At 70.0% G+C, this 17,335-nt stretch carries 17 protein-coding genes; 6 read left to right on the forward strand and 11 right to left on the reverse strand.

Translation table 11 applies throughout. The features are described 5' to 3' along the window. Window positions 1–23: 23 nt before the first annotated feature. The 4 genes from T336_RS0116810 to T336_RS0116825 all read left to right on the forward strand — a co-directional run bounded on the left by T336_RS0116810 (window position 24) and on the right by T336_RS0116825 (window position 3,319). Window positions 24–1,019 (forward strand): 2Fe-2S iron-sulfur cluster-binding protein, encoded by a 996-nt coding sequence (locus T336_RS0116810; protein ID WP_026433434.1) that lies wholly within the window; start codon window positions 24–26, stop codon window positions 1,017–1,019. Between the two features lie 150 nt (window positions 1,020–1,169). Next, window positions 1,170–2,441 carry an aromatic ring-hydroxylating dioxygenase subunit alpha gene (locus T336_RS0116815; RefSeq protein WP_026433435.1) on the forward strand — a complete coding sequence of 424 codons (1,272 nt, stop codon included), beginning with the start codon at window positions 1,170–1,172 and terminating at the stop codon, window positions 2,439–2,441. A gap of 4 nt (window positions 2,442–2,445) precedes the next feature. Beyond that, complete coding sequence (locus tag T336_RS0116820; protein ID WP_051647274.1) at window positions 2,446–2,961, forward strand: aromatic-ring-hydroxylating dioxygenase subunit beta; 516 nt, start codon at window positions 2,446–2,448, stop codon at window positions 2,959–2,961. Between the two features lie 16 nt (window positions 2,962–2,977). Further along, on the forward strand, window positions 2,978–3,319 hold the full coding sequence (locus T336_RS0116825) for a non-heme iron oxygenase ferredoxin subunit (protein ID WP_026433437.1): 342 nt from the start codon (window positions 2,978–2,980) through the stop codon (window positions 3,317–3,319). Here the strand turns inward: T336_RS0116825 and T336_RS0116830 are convergent. From T336_RS0116830 to T336_RS0116865, 8 genes are all read right to left on the reverse strand, one after another. Continuing rightward, a complete protein-coding gene (locus tag T336_RS0116830; RefSeq protein ID WP_026433438.1) occupies window positions 3,308–4,774 on the reverse strand; it encodes a methyl-accepting chemotaxis protein in 1,467 nt (488 codons plus the stop codon). The genes T336_RS0116825 and T336_RS0116830 overlap by 12 nt on opposite strands. Window positions 4,775–4,913: 139 nt before the next feature. Continuing rightward, window positions 4,914–5,846: a dienelactone hydrolase family protein gene (locus tag T336_RS0116835; protein ID WP_026433439.1), complete on the reverse strand. Its 933-nt coding sequence runs from the start codon at window positions 5,844–5,846 to the stop codon at window positions 4,914–4,916. A 123-nt stretch (window positions 5,847–5,969) separates the two neighbouring features. Continuing rightward, on the reverse strand, window positions 5,970–7,328 hold the full coding sequence (locus T336_RS0116840) for an MFS transporter (protein ID WP_026433440.1): 1,359 nt from the start codon (window positions 7,326–7,328) through the stop codon (window positions 5,970–5,972). A gap of 4 nt (window positions 7,329–7,332) precedes the next feature. Continuing rightward, entirely contained in the window at window positions 7,333–7,887 is a 555-nt protein-coding gene (locus T336_RS0116845) for a hypothetical protein (RefSeq protein WP_026433441.1), read from the reverse strand. A 37-nt stretch (window positions 7,888–7,924) separates the two neighbouring features. Continuing rightward, complete coding sequence (locus T336_RS25335) at window positions 7,925–8,650, reverse strand: hypothetical protein (protein ID WP_051647276.1); 726 nt, start codon at window positions 8,648–8,650, stop codon at window positions 7,925–7,927. Between the two features lie 161 nt (window positions 8,651–8,811). After that, complete coding sequence (locus T336_RS0116855; RefSeq protein ID WP_026433442.1) at window positions 8,812–10,188, reverse strand: sigma-54-dependent transcriptional regulator; 1,377 nt, start codon at window positions 10,186–10,188, stop codon at window positions 8,812–8,814. Next, the gene (locus T336_RS0116860) at window positions 10,173–11,660 is read right to left on the reverse strand and encodes a sensor histidine kinase (RefSeq protein ID WP_035226334.1); all 1,488 of its coding nucleotides are present in this window, start codon (window positions 11,658–11,660) and stop codon (window positions 10,173–10,175) included. The genes T336_RS0116855 and T336_RS0116860 overlap by 16 nt, the downstream gene beginning before the upstream one ends. 87 nt (window positions 11,661–11,747) lie before the next feature. After that, window positions 11,748–12,812 carry a homocysteine S-methyltransferase family protein gene (locus tag T336_RS0116865; RefSeq protein WP_026433444.1) on the reverse strand — a complete coding sequence of 355 codons (1,065 nt, stop codon included), beginning with the start codon at window positions 12,810–12,812 and terminating at the stop codon, window positions 11,748–11,750. Window positions 12,813–12,927: 115 nt separating this feature from the next. On the opposite strand from T336_RS0116865, the gene T336_RS0116870 reads away from it, so the two are divergent. Then, entirely contained in the window at window positions 12,928–13,503 is a 576-nt protein-coding gene (locus tag T336_RS0116870; protein WP_026433445.1) for a hypothetical protein, read from the forward strand. Window positions 13,504–13,512: 9 nt separating this feature from the next. After that, entirely contained in the window at window positions 13,513–14,106 is a 594-nt protein-coding gene (locus tag T336_RS0116875) for a hypothetical protein (RefSeq protein ID WP_026433446.1), read from the forward strand. A gap of 87 nt (window positions 14,107–14,193) precedes the next feature. Here the strand turns inward: T336_RS0116875 and T336_RS0116880 are convergent, their stop codons facing one another. The 3 genes from T336_RS0116880 to T336_RS0116890 all read right to left on the reverse strand — a co-directional run bounded on the left by T336_RS0116880 (window position 14,194) and on the right by T336_RS0116890 (window position 17,272). Next, window positions 14,194–15,096: a LysR family transcriptional regulator gene (locus T336_RS0116880; RefSeq protein WP_026433447.1), complete on the reverse strand. Its 903-nt coding sequence runs from the start codon at window positions 15,094–15,096 to the stop codon at window positions 14,194–14,196. Window positions 15,097–15,148: 52 nt separating this feature from the next. Beyond that, window positions 15,149–16,882 carry an ABC transporter substrate-binding protein gene (locus tag T336_RS0116885; protein ID WP_026433448.1) on the reverse strand — a complete coding sequence of 578 codons (1,734 nt, stop codon included), beginning with the start codon at window positions 16,880–16,882 and terminating at the stop codon, window positions 15,149–15,151. 81 nt (window positions 16,883–16,963) lie between these two features. Next, entirely contained in the window at window positions 16,964–17,272 is a 309-nt protein-coding gene (locus tag T336_RS0116890) for a DUF2160 domain-containing protein (protein ID WP_026433449.1), read from the reverse strand. Between the last annotated feature and the right edge of the window lie 63 nt (window positions 17,273–17,335).

The following is a 17,335-nucleotide window of genomic DNA, read 5'->3' on the forward strand; positions in this document are numbered from 1 at the left end:
CGAAAACCTGGAGACAGTCCCCGATGGAATTGCATATCGAGCCGCTGGGCCGCGTGTTGCCTGTGGCGCCCGGCGCCAATCTGCTGGAAGTGCTGCGCGAGCACCAGATTCCCGTGTCGTACAGCTGCATGGCCGGGCGCTGCGGCACCTGCCGCTGCAAGGTGATCGCGGGCGAGGTGCTGGATTCCGGCCAGGCGCTGCGCATGCCGCCGCTGGGCGGCGATGGCGAGGCGCAGTACGTGATGGCATGCCAGACGGTGCTGAGCGAGTCCTGCACCATCGAGATTCCCGAGCCCGACGAGGTCGTCGTCCACACCGCCCGCACGCTCAAGGCCACGGTGACGGCCGTGGAAACGCTCACGCACGACATCCGCCGCGTGCTCCTCAAGCCCGCCAAACCGCTGGATTTCTCGCCGGGGCAGTACGCGCAGCTGCAGTTCGGCCCGGGCCTGGTGCGGCCCTATTCCATGGCCGGGCTGCCGCACGACGGCGAACTCGAATTCCATGTGCGCCTGGTCGAAGGCGGGCTGGTGTCCACCCACGTCGCCAACGTGCTGGCCGTGGGCGACGCGGTGCGCGTGAGCGGGCCGCTGGGGTCGGCCTATCTGCGCCGCAAGTACGAAGGGCCCATGCTCTGCGTGGCGGGCGGCACGGGGCTGGCGCCGATCCTGTCCATCGTGCGCGGCGCGCTGGAGGCCGGCATGCCCAACCCCATCCACGTCTATGCCGGCGCGCGTTCGGCGCGCGATGTCTATGGCCTGCAGTGGCTGGCCGATTTGCAGCAGCGGCATCCGCAATTGCAGGTGCATGCCGTGGTGGCTGCGGCCGATGCGGGGCCAGGGCAGCGCACGGGCCTGGTCACCGATGCCATCGCGCAGGACTGGCCTTCGCTGGAAGGCTGGCGTGCCTACCTGTGCGGATCGCCGCCGATGGTGGAGGCCGTGTCGCTGCTGGCGCGCCAGCGCGGCATCGCGCCCGAGCACCTCTACGCCGACGCGTTTTATGCGGGTACCCCCTGAGCGGCTGCGCCGCTTCCCCCTTCCAGGGGGACGACGCCAGCGGCCGGGCCAAGCCCGTTCCGCGGCGTCCGCTGGCATGGCCTGCTCCGCGGCCTTTCGATCGTGACGCGCCGTGCATTGACTGAACAACCCTCACCAGGAGACAACGACATGAGCAGTTCGCCCCACCCCGTCTTTCCATTGCAGCCCGTCTGGGAAACCCCCGGCACCCACCGCGTGCCCTTCGCGGCCTATACCAGCGAAGAGATCTACCGCCGCGAGCTGGAGCGGTTTTTCTACCGCGGCCACTGGTGCTACGTGGGCCTGGAAGCCGAGGTGCCCAACCCCGGCGACTTCAAGCGCACGGCGATCGGCGAGCGCTCGGTGATCCTCACGCGCGGCGAGGACATGCAGCTGCATGTGGTGGAGAACGTCTGCGCGCACCGCGGCATGCGTTTTTGCCGCGAGCGGCACGGCAACCGCAAGGAGTTCGTCTGCCCCTACCACCAGTGGAACTACAAGCTCGACGGCGCGCTGCAGGGCGTGCCCTTCCGGCGAGGCGTGAAGCAGGACGGCAAGGTCCACGGCGGCATGCCGGCGGACTTCAAGCTGGAGGAGCACAGCCTTACGCGGCTCAAGGTGGCGGTGCGCGGCGGCGTGGTGTTCGCCTCGTTCGACCATGACGTGGAGTCGCTGGAAGACTTCATGGGCCCGGTGATCCTGGGCTATTTCGACCGCATGTTCAACGGCCGCAAGCTGAAGATCCTCGGCTACAACCGCCAGCGCATTCCGGGCAACTGGAAGCTGATGCAGGAAAACATCAAGGACCCGTACCACCCCGGCCTGCTGCACACCTGGTTCGTCACCTTCGGCCTCTGGCGGGCGGACAACAAGTCGGAGCTGAAGATGGACGCGCGCCACCGCCATGCGGCCATGGTGTCCACGCGCGGCGAGGCCAAGAAGCAGGCATCGGACGTGTCGAATGTTTCCAGCTTCAAGGCCGGCATGCAGCTGGAAGACCCGCGCTTTCTCGACATCGTGCCCGAGCCCTGGTGGGGCGGCCCCACGGCGGTGATGACCACGCTGTTCCCGAGCGTGATCCTGCAGCAGCAGGTCAACAGCGTCTCCACGCGCCACATCCAGCCCGTGGGCCACGATGCCTTCGATTTCGTGTGGACGCATTTCGGCTACGAGGACGACACCGACGAGATGACCGAGCGCCGCCTGCGCCAGTCCAACCTGTTCGGCCCGGCGGGCTTCGTGTCGGCCGACGACGGCGAGGTGATCGAGTTCTCGCAGCAGGGCTTCGAGCAGAAGCCGTTCCACCGCGCGCTGGTGGAGCTGGGCGGCCACGAGGTGGGCGACACCGACCACATGGTGACCGAGACGCTGATCCGCGGCATGTACGAATACTGGCGCGGCGTGATGGAGAAGGAGGACTGAGACCATGAGCACGACGACGACCACCACTGCCACCACCGGCATGCCCGCCATCGACTTCGCCGATTTCTTTGCGCTGCAGCAGCTCTATGCCGATTACGCATCGGCGCTGGACGCCGCCGACTGGGACCGCTGGCCCGGCTTCTTCACCGAAGACTGCGTCTATCGCCTGCAGCCGCGCGAGAACCACGAGCGCGGCCTGCCGCTGGCCACGCTCTCGTTCGACAGCCAGGGCATGCTGAAGGACCGCGTCTACGGCATCCGCGAGACGCTGTTCCACGACCCCTACTACCAGCGCCACGTGATCGGCGCGCCGCGCGTGCGCGCGGCCGGCGAGGGCCGCTGGGAGTGCGAGGCGAACTACGCCGTGTTCCGCACCAAGCTGTCGGAGCCCTCCACCGTGTTCAACGTGGGCCGCTACCTCGACGTGGTGGTGCGCACGCCCGAAGGGCTGCGCTTCGCCCGCAAGGAATGCATCTACGACAGCGAAATGATCCTGAATTCCATCATCTATCCCATCTGATCCGAGGAGACACACCATGACCGCTATCGATACCGGATGGACCGAGGCCGCCGCGCTGGACGAGGTGCCGCAGGACGATGTGATCGGCGTGACCGTCGCAGGCCGCGACGTGGCCCTGTATTCGGTGGAGGGCGAGGTGTTCGCCACCGACAACCTCTGCACCCACGGCAACGCCCGGCTGTGCGACGGCTTCCTGGAGGGGCACGAGATCGAGTGCCCGCTGCACCAGGGCCGCTTCGACGTGCGCGACGGCAGCGCGCTGTGCGCGCCGCTCACGCAGGGTCTGCGCACCTACCCCGTGCGCATCGAGCAGGGCAAGGTGTTCCTGCAGTTCGACGGCGTGGATTCAGCGCGCTGAAGCGAGCAGGCGCTCGGGCTGGAACTGGAAGCCGTCCACCACGCTCCTGAGCCGGCCGACCTGCTCCAGCAGGCTGGCCGCGGCGGCCGAGGATTGCTCCACCAGCGCCGCGTTCTGCTGGGTCATGTGGTCGAGTTCGGTCACCGAGGCGTTGACGCGGCCCAGTTCGCCCGATTGCCCTTCGACCGACGTGCTGATGGCGCCCACCACCTCGGAGGCCCGGCGTGCGCAATCCACCACGTTCTGCATGTGTTCGCCGGCATCCGTCGCCAGCCGGCTGCCGCGCTCGGCTTTTTCCACGGAGGCGGCGATCAGCGTGCGGACTTCGCGGGCGGCTTCGGCGCTGCGACCGGCCAGCGAACGCACCTCGCTCGCCACCACCGCGAAACCCCGGCCCTGTTCGCCGGCGCGGGCCGCCTCCACCGCGGCGTTCAGCGCCAGGATGTTCGTCTGGAAGGCGATGCCGTCGATCACGCCCACGATGTCGGCAATGCGGCCGGCGCTGGAGTGGATGTCCTGCACGGTGGCGACGACCTCGGTCACCACGCTGCCGCAGTGCTCGGCCACCTGGGTGGCTTCCTGCGTCAGCCGGCGGGCCGCCACGGCCTCCTGCACACTGTGCTGGACGGCGCCGTCCAGCTGGCCCATCGATGCCGCTGCGTCCTGCAGGTGGGACGCGGTGCGCTCGGTGCGCTGGCTGAGGTCGCGGTTGCCCGTGGCGATCTCGCCCGCCGCTGCTGCCAGGCCCGCCGCGGCCTGGTGGACATCGGTCACCACCCCGTTGAGCCGCAGCAACGCGGCCTGCAGGGCCCGGGCCGCGGTGCTGTTCACCGGCACGTCGCGCACGTCCAGCGACAGCTGGCCGTCCTGCTGGGGGCGGCACAGGTACTGGAGTTCCGCCGATTCGATCGCATCGGCGCGGGTGCGGAAGGTGATGGCCACTTCCACGGCGGTCTGCACGACCACGAACGCGGCGTGCACCAGGATGCGCCCGAAGTCGGGCTCGGTGAGGCAGTACACCGGGCCCCCGGCCAGTTGCAGGCGGTCGAACGCGATATGGTGCACGGCGATCAGCACTGCCGCGAAGACGACGGGCCGCCAGTCGCGGTAGGCCAGCACGAAGGCCAGAAAGACGAAGACGCCGAAATGCATCTCCGTGGCGCCCAGGCTGAGCTGGATGTGCAGCGCCACCATGCCGATGCCGGCGGTCACGAGCGCCAGCCGGCTCAGCAGGCTGCCGCGCACCGCCAGATAGGCCCATGCGGCCAGCGCCAGCAGGCCGCCGCCCCAGAGGGCGGCGGTGCCGGGCCGGCCGTACATGAAACCGAGCCACAGCGCGACGACCGCGCCGAGGACGCAGATGGCGAGCAGCAGGCCGTCCGCCCGGCAGCCGATGGCCTGCAGGGCCTGCTGGGCGCTGGGGGAGAGATGGCGGCGTCGTTTCGGTGCGTCCATGGCAGGCTTCCGGTGGGGATGGTCGTTACGTGACCCAGAATAATGCGAAACGCAACAAAAGAGACTTTTTGTAGTGCGGCGGGTGTGGGGTATCCGCATCGCCGCCAGCCATGCGCAGGCCCCGGCGTGCCCGCAGGTGTCAGGGCGCCAGCAGTCCGGTTTTCGCGACGAATCCGTTCAGCGGGTCCCGCCAGTAGCGGCCTCCCACCCGCAGCAGGTTGTGCCCGTCCGCACCTTCCAGCGCGGGGGCCGCGATGAACTGCGCATCGTCGCCGCCTTCGCGGAAGGCGCCGAACCACTGGCGCGGCATGTCCGGGCCCCAGTACTGGTCGTTCTGGGCATACAGCCACAGGGTGGGCACGCGCACCTGCGTGCCCAGCTGGCGGTACAGCCCGGTGAGCACGTCGGGCCGGCAGCTGTGGCCGGGGGCGGTGTCGGGCTTGCCGCCCGCGCCGCCGGAGAAGTTGACCGCGCCGACCACGCCGGGCAGGCGGCCCGCCGCCGCGGCGATGGTGGCCATGCCGCCCACCGACTGGCCTTCGAGCAGGATGCGGTCGCGCCGCACCCAGGGTTGTTGCAGGGCCCAGCCGTGCACGGCCTGGACGGTGGCCGCGGCGTGCTGCGCCACCTGGGCATAGTCGGGCAGGCCTGTGCAGCCGGCGGCTCCGGCCGGCCAGCGGGCGCCGGAATTCTCGCGGTCCGGGCCGCCGGTGGCGCCATAGCCGGGCCGGATCGGCGCGACCACGGCCACGCCCTGGCGCAGCCAGTAGGCCACGTGGCCCAGGGGAACGGGATATTGCAGGGCGGCACGCACGGCGGGATCGGCCGAGCGGCCGTGCGAGAAGATCACCAGGGGAAAGGGGCCGGGCCCGCCGGGGCGGAAGACCTGGGTCGCCACGTCCACCTCGCGGCCGTCGATGGCCAGGTGCAGCACCTGCGTGTCGGGCTCGGGCAGGGGCGCGGCGGCATGGGCAGGACCGGTGGCGAGCAGGGCCGCCGCCAGGGCGCCGGACGCCAGGAGCGGTGGGAACAGGCGCACGGGTCTGCGCAGGGGTCGGCGCGGTGGGGGCATGCGGGCCTCTCGGATCGGGCTGCCATGGACGGGTGGCCCATCCATTATGGGGCGGCTCGACCGTGACTGCGGTCCCGCTGATGGGGAGGCCACCCTCCCGCGCCGCTGCTTTCGCCGTTTTCCCTAGGCGGAATGCGGTGCGGGATGCAGTGCGGCCTGCCGCTGCGCAAGCCAGAAAACCGGCAGCGCCAGCACCGCGCAGCCCGCGAGCACGGCGAAGGCCAGCCCGAAGTGCCCCTGTGCTCCCACCACGCTGTTGGCGATGGCCGGGCTCAGCGAGGCGCCGACGCCCTGCAGGGTCATGACCAGCCCGAGGGCGGTGTTGTAGCGGCCGCTGCCGCGCACGTAGCGCTCCACCATCAGGGGGGTGGCCACGCCCAGGGCGCCGGCCGCGAGACCGTCGAGGATCTGCACGGGAATGTTGGCCCAGGCATCGGGAATCGCCCAGGCCAGGATGCCGCGCACGGGCAGCGCCAGGATGGCGATGTAGATGAACACCTGCAGGTCGAGGCGGCGGCTGCGCGACACCCACAGCGCCACCGGCACCATGGTGAGCTGGGCGACGACGATGGCGATGCCGGTCCACAGCAGCGGCGCGGAGTCGGGTACCGTGGCCGCCAGCCGCTGGTTGAGCAGCGGCAGCATGGCCGCGTTGCCCAGGTGGAAGAGCGCGCACGCCAGCCCGAAAAGCCAGAGCGCGCGGTGCGACAGGAAGGCGCGCCAGCCTTCGGGAGCGGCCGTGGCGCGGGCGGATGCGGCAGCCGGTACGGCGTCCATGCGCGCGGCCTCCGGATCCGGCTCGCCGCCCCGGGCTGCCACGTGGTCGATGTCGCGGTCGCGGATGGCCATCAGGCAGGCCAGGGCGCCCACGGCCATGGCCGTCATGACGACCAGCATCCAGGGCGCGCCCAGCCAGTGCGCGAAGGCCGCCGCGCCCAGCGCGGAAACGATGTTGCCGGCATGGCTGTAGGCCTCGTTGCGGCCGGTCTGGTGGCGCAGGCCGCCGCTGCGCGCCAGGCCCAGCGTGAGCGCCGCGAGCCCGGCGGCCAGCAGCGCGCCGGCCACGCCGGTGAGCACCTGCGACAGCACCAGCATGCCCGGCGACCGGGTGCCGAAGGCGATCGCGCTCGCGGCCAGGATGGCCACCGCGGCGATGGCGACCAGCATCCGCTTGGCGTGGACGCGGTCCGCCCAGGCGCCGGCCAGGGGCGTGGCCAGCATGCCGGCCAGGCCGCCGGCCGACATCACGATGCCGATCATGGTCTGGTCGATGCGCTGGGTCTGCAGGTAGGTGGCGAGGAACGGACCGAGCCCGTCGCGCACGTCCGCCATGAAGAACGCCATCCAGGCCAGGGCCGTGAGGGAGGCCCCGGCGGCCACCGGCGCGTTCCCTCCGGCAGACCGTCTTTCCTCGGGGGCCGGGCCTCCGAACAGCGGGGAGGGGGCGGTGTCTGCGATGGCGGGGTGCGCGGCGGTGGTCATGGTGTCACCCGTGGTGGGGTTGGGCGGGGAGGGTCTTGCCGTTGACGGTGCGGGCCTCGATCACATGGCCCTGCGCGCCGCGCAGCGGGCGGGCGGGACCGGTGGCCTCGACCGCGTCGCCGGGCTGCAGCTGCAGCGCCGCGTAGCCGTCGGGGCGCAGGTGGATGAAGTCGCCGGTGTCCAGCACCACGCCGTTGGGCTCGCCGTGGCGGGCGTGGTGGATGCGCGCCACGCGGCCTTCGGCGCGGCGCACGGCCTCTTCGGGCGCGGCGGGCTCGCCATCGATCGACACGAGCCGCTCGAAGACATAGACCTCGTGTGCGGCCTCGCCATGCCGCGGGGGCGTCGCCACGCTGCCTTCGAGCACGACGGACTGGCCGGGCTTCAGGGCTTCGGCGGCGCGCACTGCGCGTTCGTCATGCTTGCCGAAGGTGAACTGCGCGGGGACGCCGTCCACGTCGATGAGCACGCCTTCCACTTCGCCGCGCGGGCTGTGGAGCAGGTGCTGGAAGCGGCCCTCGAGGGACCAGACTTCCACGGTTTCCTGGGGTTGGGTCATACGGGTTTCCTGTGGGTGAGGGGGAACGGAAAGGGGATCAGGGCATGCGCGGCGGGCCGCCGGCCGGGCCGCGGAAGACTTCCTGCAGCGTGCTGGCGGAGGAGCCCAGCTGCGTGGCCTCCAGTGCCGTGCCCAGTGCATTGCGCGTACCCCAGCCGCGGGCCGACACGGTGGCGCCGGTCTGCAGCAGGTTGCCGATGGAGGCGGCCACGTGCGGCGGGAAACGGACGATCACGCCGTTGTCGAGCAGCAGGCCGTGGGCGTCGCCGCGGGTGTTGAGCAGGACGGCGGCCACGCGCCCGTCGGTCTGCAGCTCGACCAGGGCCGGGCGCTGCGGCGGGGCGGGGGGCATCTGGCCCGGGGTCGGGGGCGTGTCCTGGACGGTGCGGCCCTGCGAGCTGATCGCGCCGATGCGCAGCACGGGCACGCCGGAATAGTGCCAGCCGGCCACGTCCACGGCATCACCCGCGCGCAGCCAGGATGTCAGGGTATCGGACAGGTGCGGCGGGAAGGCCACCTGCGTGCCGTCCTGCAGCAGCAGGCCGTCGGCCTCGCCGTTGGGGTTGAGCAGCCAGCGCTGCACGGCGCCGCTGTGCGAGGCCTGCTCCACGGCAGCAGGCTGGCCGATCGGGCCGGGCGGCTGGCCGGCCGCGGGGGGCGGCGGAACGTCGCCGGGGGCCGGGGGCGCGGGCTGGGCTTGTGCTCCGGCACAGGCGAGCAGGAGGGCGGCGAGGCCGGCGCGGGTCAGGGTGTTGAGTCGCATGGCAGAACTCCTTCAGGTTGTGGAGCTCTGGTATCTCAAGAGGCGTGCCAGCATGGAATTCCTTATGAATCAAGGGCTTGCGTTGCTTTTCACTGCCGGTGCATGGATGTCGTGAAGACAATCTGTCCGGATTCGCGACATCGCCGGGGCCTCCACCTGTCTCATTCCATGCCGTACTGGGCCAGCTTGCTGTAGAGCAGCTGGCGGTGGATGCCCAGGCGCCGGGCGGCAAGCGAGCGGTTGCCGCGGGCCTGTTCGAGCGCGTGGGCGATCAGCCGGCGCTCCAGCCGTTCCACGGCCTCGGGCAGCGGCACGTCGAGCCAGTCCTGCGGCAGGGCGCCGTCGGCGGGCCCGGACGCTGCCGCCGGGCCCGTGGGCGGGCCCAGGTCGAGGTCGGCCGCACCCACCACGGGGCCGCGCTGCAGGGCCTGCACGCGCTCCATGGCGTTGCGCAGTTCGCGCACGTTGCCCGGCCAGCCGTGGGCGAGCAGGGCGCGCGCCGCGTCCGGCGCCAGGCGCTTGGCCGGCTGCGGCGCCGCTGCGCGGCGCAGGAAATGCTCGGCGAGCGGCACGATGTCGGCCAGCCGTTCGCGCAGCGGGGGCAGCGCGATCTGCAGCACGTCGAGCCGGTAGCGCAGATCCTCGCGGAATCGCCCCTCGCGCACGGCGGCGGCCAGGTCGCGGTGCGTGGCGGCCACCACGCGCACGTCCACCTTCACCGGCCGGTGGCTGCCCAGGGGCGTGACCTCGCCCTCCTGCAGCGCGCGCAGCAGCTTGGCCTGCACGTCCGGCGCCATGTCGCCGATCTCGTCGAGCAGCAGCACGCCGCCGTCGGCCGCGCGGAAGCACCCGGGCCGATCGGTGGCGGCGCCGGTGAAGGCGCCCTTCACATGGCCGAACAGCTCGCTTTCCAGCAGTTCCTTCGGAATGGCCGCGCAATTGAGCGCCACGAACGGGCCGGCGCTGCGGGCCGAGTGCCGGTGCAGCGCGCGCGCCACCAGCTCCTTGCCCGTGCCGGTTTCGCCCTGCACCAGCACGGGCGCCTCGCTCGCGGCGGCCAGGCCGATGCGCTTGTGGACTTCGCGCATGGCCTCGCTCACGCCGATGAGTTCGCCGTCCGCCTCGTCCGCGCCGGCCCGCGCCGCGGGGGCGGGCGGGGTGGCATCCGCCTCGGCGCGGGAGCGCAGGGCGCGCTCCAGCACCTCGATCACCGCGGCACGGCCCACCGGCTTGGTCAGGTGGTCGAAGGCGCCCAGGCGCATCGCCTCGATGGTGCCGGAGCCGCTGGCGTAGGCCGTGAGCACCACCACCGGGGGCAGTTCGGGCACGCGGGCGGCGAGCGCGGCGAGGGTTTGCAGCCCGTCCATGCCGGGCATGCGGTGGTCCAGGAAAATGGCGGCGTAGCGGTGGCGCCCGGCCTGCTGCAGCGCTTCGTCGCCGCTGGCGGCCTCGTGCACCTCGTGCCCCAGGCCCTGCAGGGTTTCGACCAGCGATTCGCGGAAGGCCGCGTCGTCATCGACGGCTAGGATGCGTGCCATGGCAGCTCCAGGAGGAAGCGGGCGCCGCCGCCTTCGCGCGGCGCGTAGTGCAGGTCGCCGCCGTGCGCCAGCGCCACCTCGCGCGCCAGTGCCAGGCCCAGGCCGTTGCCGTCGGTGCGGCCGGTGGCGAAGGGCTCGAAGAGCTGGGCGCGCAACGCCTCGGGTACGCCCGGGCCGTCGTCCTCCACCGCGATCACGCACAGGGAACGGGCGGCATCCACCTGGGCCGAGAGCACGGCCTCGCCTCCCTGCGGCGCATGGCGCACGGCGTTGTCCAGCAGGTTGTCGATGGCACGTGCCGCGTGCACCGGGTCGAAGACGGCCGTGGCCGGCGCATCGCCGCGCAGCGTCAGGCGCACGCCCCGGGCACCGGCCGCGGCCCGGGCGGTGTCCAGACGCTCCTGCAGCCAGGCGGGCAGGTCCACCGGGTGGGGTTCGAGCTGCAGGGGCTGCACCAGGGTCAGCAGGCTCTGCACCAGGCCCTCCAGCCTGTCGATCTGCGTGCCGATGGCGGCCAGCGCGTCGGCATGGCGTGCAGGGGGCGCCGCCAGCGCGTTGTCGGCCTTCAGCCGCATGGCGGCGATGGGGTTGCGGATCTCGTGCGCCACCGATGCCGTCATGCGGCCCAGGGCCGTGAGGCGCATGTCGCGGTGCTGCTGGGCGAGCGCTTCGCGCAGGCGCTCGCGCGCTTCCTGCAGCCGGGTGCCGAAGCTGTTGAAGCCATCCACGATGCGGTCGAGCTCGCGGATGCCGGTGCGCTGCAGCACGGGCACGGTGTCGCCCCCGGCCTGCGCCAGCGCATCCTCCATGCGCTGCACCTGCCGCAGGCCGCGCTGCAGCATCCACCCGAGCCAGGCGCCCGACACCACCACCAGCAGGGCCAGGATGGCGATGCCCGCGCGCAGGCTGTCCTGCGCGGCGATGGCGCCGGCATGCACGCGGGTCATGGTCCAGACGGCCGTGTCCGGGTGCGCGGACAGCGGGCAGGCCGCCACGATGAGCACCTCGCGGCTGCCGCGCACCAGGTTCACCAGCGGCTGGCGCCCGGCGCTGGACTGCCGCGCCATTTCCACGATCAGGGGCTCCTCGGCGGAGGGCACGTCGCTTTTCACGCCGCTGCCTTCGTAGGTGGGATAGGCATAGGCCAGCATGCCGCCGCTGGCGCTCCAGGCGCCGCCTTCGACGCGCGGCGCCTCCAGCAGCACCATGTGCAGGAGCACCCGCAGCAGGTCCTCGCGCGGCGCGTCGGCCGCCACGTCGGGCACGGACTGGGCGTAGCGTGCGGCGACGTCGGCGCAGGCCTGGGCCACGCGGGTGCGGCCGGCGGCCACCTGCGCGCCGGAGCCCGACTGGTAGAGCACCGTGAGGACCACGGCCACCAGGGCGCAGGCGCCCAGCAGCAGGGTCCAGAAGAGGGTGAGTTGGATACGCAGGGAGCGCACGGGGGATCCGCGGGTGGAAGACGTGCGCATCCTACGGTGCCACGGATGAGCCGGCGGTAGGAGAGCAGCCCATCCACCGGCCCGGAGGTCCAGGCCGGAGGGCCGGACCGGGCGGGATCAGGCCGCTTCGGGGTAGAACAGCCGCCGTGCGGGCACGGGCGCCACGGCGCGGCCGATGGCGGCGATGTGGTCCGGCGTGGTGCCGCAGCAGCCGCCCACGATGTTCACCAGGCCTTCGGCCGCGAACTCGTGCACCAGGCGGCTGGTGACCTCGGGCGTCTCGTCGAAGCCGGTGTCGCTCATCGGGTTGGGCAGGCCGGCATTGGGGTAGCAGCTGATGAAGGTGTCTTCCGCCACCCGGTTCAGCTCCTGGATGTACGGGCGCATCAGCGTGGCGCCCAGGGCGCAGTTGAGGCCGATGGCCAGCGGGCGCGAGTGGCGCACGCTGTGCCAGAAGGCCGTCACGGTCTGGCCCGAGAGGATGCGGCCGGAGGCATCGGTGACGGTGCCGCTGATGATGAGCGGCAGGCGCTCGCCGCTCGCCTCGAAGTACTCGTCGATGGCGAAAAGGGCGGCCTTGGCATTCAGCGTGTCGAAGATGGTTTCCACCAGCAGCACGTCGGCTCCGCCCTCGACGAGTGCCTCGGTCTGCTCGTAGTAGGCCGCGCGCAGCTGCTCGAAATCGACGTTGCGCGCGCCGGGGTCGTTCACGTCGGGGCTGATGCTGGCCGTCTTGGGCGTGGGCCCCAGGGCGCCGGCCACGAAGCGCGGCTTGTCGGGCGTGGAGTACTTGTCGCAGGCGGCGCGCGCGAGCTTGGCCGAGGCGAGGTTCATCTCGCGCGCCAGGTCGGCCATGTGGTAGTCCTCCTGCGCGATGGTCGTCGCGCCGAAGGTGTTGGTCTCGATCAGGTCGGCGCCCGCTGCCAGGTAGCGCTCGTGGATGTCGCGGATCACGTCCGGCCGGGTCAGCGACAGCAGCTCGTTGTTGCCCTTCACGTCCCGCGGGAAATCCTTGAACCGGTCGCCCGCGCCACCGGGGCCGCTGTAGCCCTCGCCGCGGTACTGGGCCTCGCCCAGCTTGAAGCGCTGGATCATGGTGCCCATGGCGCCGTCGAGGATGGCGATGCGTTCGGCCAGGATGCCAGGCAGTTGTTGGGCGCGGGTGTAGTGGAGGGGCTGCATGGACACGATTGTAGAAAGAGCTGGCTTGAGTGTCTTTTTGTAAATTTGGTTCATATATGATTCCCGCCGCTGCTCGACAGTGAAGCGGCCAAAACACATTTCAAAAGAGAAATCCATGGGAATCCAGCGTTCACTCCTTACCCTTTCCGCGGCGCTCGTCGGCATTTTCCTCGTCGGATGCGCGGGCCCGGCTCCCAACTATTCCCCGTCCGTCAGCAACGTGGAAAAGCTCAAGAAAATGGACCTGTCCACTGCCAAGGTGGGAGCGTTCACGCCGAAAGCCGGGATGCCGAATGCGGAGTCCATCGGCTTGCGGGCCGCGTCGATGGTGTCTCCCGTCGGCAAGAACTACGGCGATTACCTGGCGGCGGCGCTGAAGTCGGAACTCGAACTGGCCAAGCTGTATGACCCGGCATCCACCATCGAGGTGTCCGGCACTCTCATCGAGAACAACATCAATGCCGGCGGCATCAGCAAGAACGACGGCCAGCTGGAAGCACAGTTCGTCGTCAAGGACGGTGCAACCGTGCGCTACGACAAGACCAAGAAAATCACCCGCGAGTGGGAAGGCGCCTTCGCCGGCGGAGTGGCCATTCCCCAGGCGGCCAACAACTATCCGCTGATGGTGCAGCAATTGCTGGGAGAGCTGTTTTCGGATCCCGACTTCGTCGCAGCCGTGAAGAAGCGCTGAGGATCGATGATGAAGCGCGTCGCAATGCTCGCAGCCGCCGCGAGCCTCGCCATGGCCCTGGTCGGCTGTGCCCATCCCATCTCCATGGCGCCCGATCTGTCCAAGTTGGAATCCGCCGCGGGAGAGGTTCCCCTGGACAAAAAGGCCGGTTATTACATCGCGGCATCCGCTGCCGAGGTGGAGGTGACCACTGCCGGAGGCGGGGGCGACAAGGTCCGGTACTTCCCATACCGTGATCTTGAAACCGGAATCTACAAAGCCCTTGCTACGGTGTTCCGGGATGTGGCAAAGGTCCGCGATCCGCAGAATGCCGAGGAAATCCGCCAGAGCGGAATCCAGCTGCTGATCATTCCGGATATCCGCACCACATCCTATTCCGAGAGCCTGGTCACCTGGCCGCCTACCCTGTTCACTGTTGCGATCCAGTGCCAATTGAAGGACGCCCAGGGAAAGACCCTGGACAACATACAGGTCGAGGGGCGCGGCATGGCCCAATTCGATGAGTTCAAGGACAACTTCTCTCTCGCGGCGGTGCGCGCGAGCAATGAGGCCCTTGCGCAATTGGCGGTCGCACTGCGCAAATCGCCCGCACTGGCGAAGTAGCGCCGGGAGCGGAAGGGCTGGCCCCGGACGCGGGCGGCACTCGGCGTTCGCCGCCTCGGCGCACACCAGTCGTGCGAACCCGTGCCTTCAGCCAGGGCCACCGGCCTGGCCCGGCACGGCAGCCGCCGCCACGTCCAGAAACGTCTGCAATGCCGGGTTCGGTGCCGCCTCGTGCCATGCGAGCACCCCCACCGTGGGATGCTCCAGGTGCGCGATGGGCACGAAGCGCACGCCCTGCACGGCGGCCTGCGCCATCGTGGCGGGCACCAGCGCCACGCCCATGCGCATGGCCACCAGGGCGACCACGGTCAGCCACTGGCGCGTTGCATGGCGGGTGTGCGGGTGGATGCCGGCGCGGTGGAAGAGGGCGACCACGTTGTCGTGGTTGGCCGGGGCGACGTCGCGCGCGAACATCACGAAGGTTTCTTCGGCCAGGGCGCGCAGGTCCACCTGCGCCGCACCGGCCAGCGCATGGTCGTGCGGCAGGCAGGCCACGAAATGGTCCTGCGCCAGCGGCAGGCTGCGCAGCGGCACGGGCACCACGCTGGCGTTGATGAAGCCGGCGTGCAGCTGCCGGTGCAGCAGCGCCTCGATCTGCTCGCCCGAGGACATCTCGCGCAGGTTGACCTCGATGCCCGGCGCGCGTTCGCCGAAGGCGCGCACGATGGACGGCATGTCGCGGTAGACCATCGATCCGGTGAAGCCGATGTCCAGCCGCCCGCGCAGGCCCGCGGCGACGGCCCGCGCCGTGTCGCCCGCCCGCGCCACGCGGTCCAGCACCACGCGCACCTCGGCCAGGTAGGCCTGGCCCGCAGGCGTGAGCGCCACGTGCTTGCTGCTGCGGTCGAAGAGCTTCACGCCCAGTTCGTCCTCCAGTGCCTTGATGCCCGAGCTGAGCGGCGGCTGGGTGATCGCCAGCCGCTCTGCCGCGCGGCCGAAATGCAGCTCCTCGGCCAGCACGGCGAAGTAGCGCAGCAGGTGCAGTTTCATGGCGCGATGATGCCAGCGGCGCAAGGGCCCCTGGCAGGTGCGCCCCGCAGGTTCAGCGGACCCGGCCTTCCCTCCAGGCGGCCAGCAGCTTGTCGTACTCGATGGTGCGGCCCTGCGGCTTCTCGTTGTCGAGCTTCTTCCAGGGCGCATGCTGGTCGCTGAGCCACTTGGCGGGGTCGCTCTTCGGGTTGAGCTTGGGCGCGCAGCGGGCCATGCCGGCGCGCTGCAGGCGGGCCATGACGTCGTCCATCTCGCCGGCCAGGCTGTCCATGGCGCCCTGGGGCGTCTTCTCGCCGGTGACGGCGACCGCGACGTTCTTCCACCAGAGCTGCGCGAGCTTTGGGTAGTCGGGCACGTTGTTGCCGGTGGGGGTCCAGGCCACGCGCGCGGGGCTGCGGTAGAACTCGATGAGGCCGCCGTAGCGGTTGGCGTTCCTGGTGAAGTATTCGTGCCGGATGTCGCTGTCGCGGATGAAGGTCAAGCCGGTGATGGACTTCTTCAGCGAGACCGTCTTGCTGGTCACGAACTGCGCATAGAGCCAGGCGGCGGCGACGCGGTTGGGGTCATGGTCCTTGAAGAAGGTCCAGCTGCCCACGTCCTGGTAGCCGTTCTGCATGCCGTCCTTCCAGTAGGGGCCGTTGGGGCCGGGGGCCATGCGCCATTTCGGCGTGCCGTCGGCGTTCACCACGGGCAGGCCGGGCTTGATCATGTCGGCGGTGAAGGCGGTGTACCAGAAGATCTGCTGTGCGATCTGGCCCTGGGCGGGCACGGGGCCGGCCTCGCCGAAGGTCATGCTCAGCGCTTCCTTGGGGGCATAGGCCTTCATCCAGTCGATGTACTTGGTAAGGGCGAAGACGGCGGCCGGCGAATTGGTGGCGCCGCCGCGCGACACGGATGCGCCCACGGGCGTGCATTTGTCGTCGGCCACGCGGATGCCCCATTCATCGACGGGCATGCCATTGGGGATGCCCTTGTCGGCGGCACCGGCCATGGAGAGCCAGGCGTCGGTGAAGCGCCAGCCCAGGGACGGATCCTTCTTGCCGTAGTCCATATGGCCGTAGATGGGCTTGCCGTCCAGCGTCTTGACGTCGTTGGAGAAAAAGGCCGCGATGTCTTCGTACGCGCTCCAGTTGAGCGGCACGCCCAGCTCGTAGCCGTACTTGGCCTTGAACTTGTCCTTCAGGTCCTTGCGGTCGAACAGGTCGGCGCGGAACCAGTAGAGGTTGGCGAACTGCTGGTCGGGCAACTGGTACATCTTGCCGTCCGGCGCCGTGGTGAAGCTGGTGCCGATGAAATCCTTCAGGTCCAGGCCCGGGTTGGTGTAGTCCTTGCCCGCACCGGCCATGTAGTCGGACAGGGCCATGATCTTGCCGTAGCGGTAGTGCGTGCCGATCAGGTCGGAATCGGAGATCCAGCCGTCGTAGATGGACTTGCCCGACTGCATCGATGTCTGCAGCTTCTCCACGACGTCGCCCTCCTGGATGATGTCGTGCTTGACCTTGATGCCGGTGATCTCCTCGAACGCTTTCGTCAGCGTCTTGGACTCGTATTCATGCGTGGTGATCGTCTCGGAGACGATGGACACTTCCGAGACGCCCTTGTCCTTGAGCTTCTTGGCCGCTTCGATGAACCACTTCATCTCGGCCAGCTGCTGGTCCTTGCCCAGGGTGGAGGGCTGGAACTCGCTGTCGATCCACTTTTTGGCCTCGGCTTCGCCGGCCCACGCGGCCTGGCCCAGGGCCAGGACCGCGGCGGCGCAGGCTACCGCGTGAAAACGCAATGTCATCGTTGTCTCCTGTGAAGCTTCCCTTGGATAACCTCAGCTCGGTCGGGAAGCGCTGGCCGAGTGATCTGGCAGAAACGGTCCCTATCCCTTGCGCAGGATCAGCGCGAGCACGGCCATGGAGACCCCGAAGCTGATCCAGACGGAAGGCTCCTGCTCGAGCTTGAACCACTCGGCGAACTTCGCGCCCAGGCCCACGAAGATCAGGTTGATGTAGGCGGCCGAGAGCAGGCCGATGAAGAGCCGGTCGCCGCGCGTGGTGGCGATGGGCAGGAAGCCACGGCGCAAGGTGGTGGGGGACTTGACCTCCCACACGGCCATGCCGGCGAGCATGAGCACGATGCAAACGAAGAAGACCGCAACAGGCGTGGTCCAGGCCATCCAATCAAACATGATCGCCCCCCTGTGCGCCTGCGGCGCTTCCCCCCAGGGGGACGCAGCCAGTGGCCGGGCAAA

Source organism: Paracidovorax oryzae ATCC 19882, from assembly GCF_000687165.1.
GTDB classification, from domain to species: domain Bacteria; phylum Pseudomonadota; class Gammaproteobacteria; order Burkholderiales; family Burkholderiaceae_C; genus Paracidovorax; species Paracidovorax oryzae.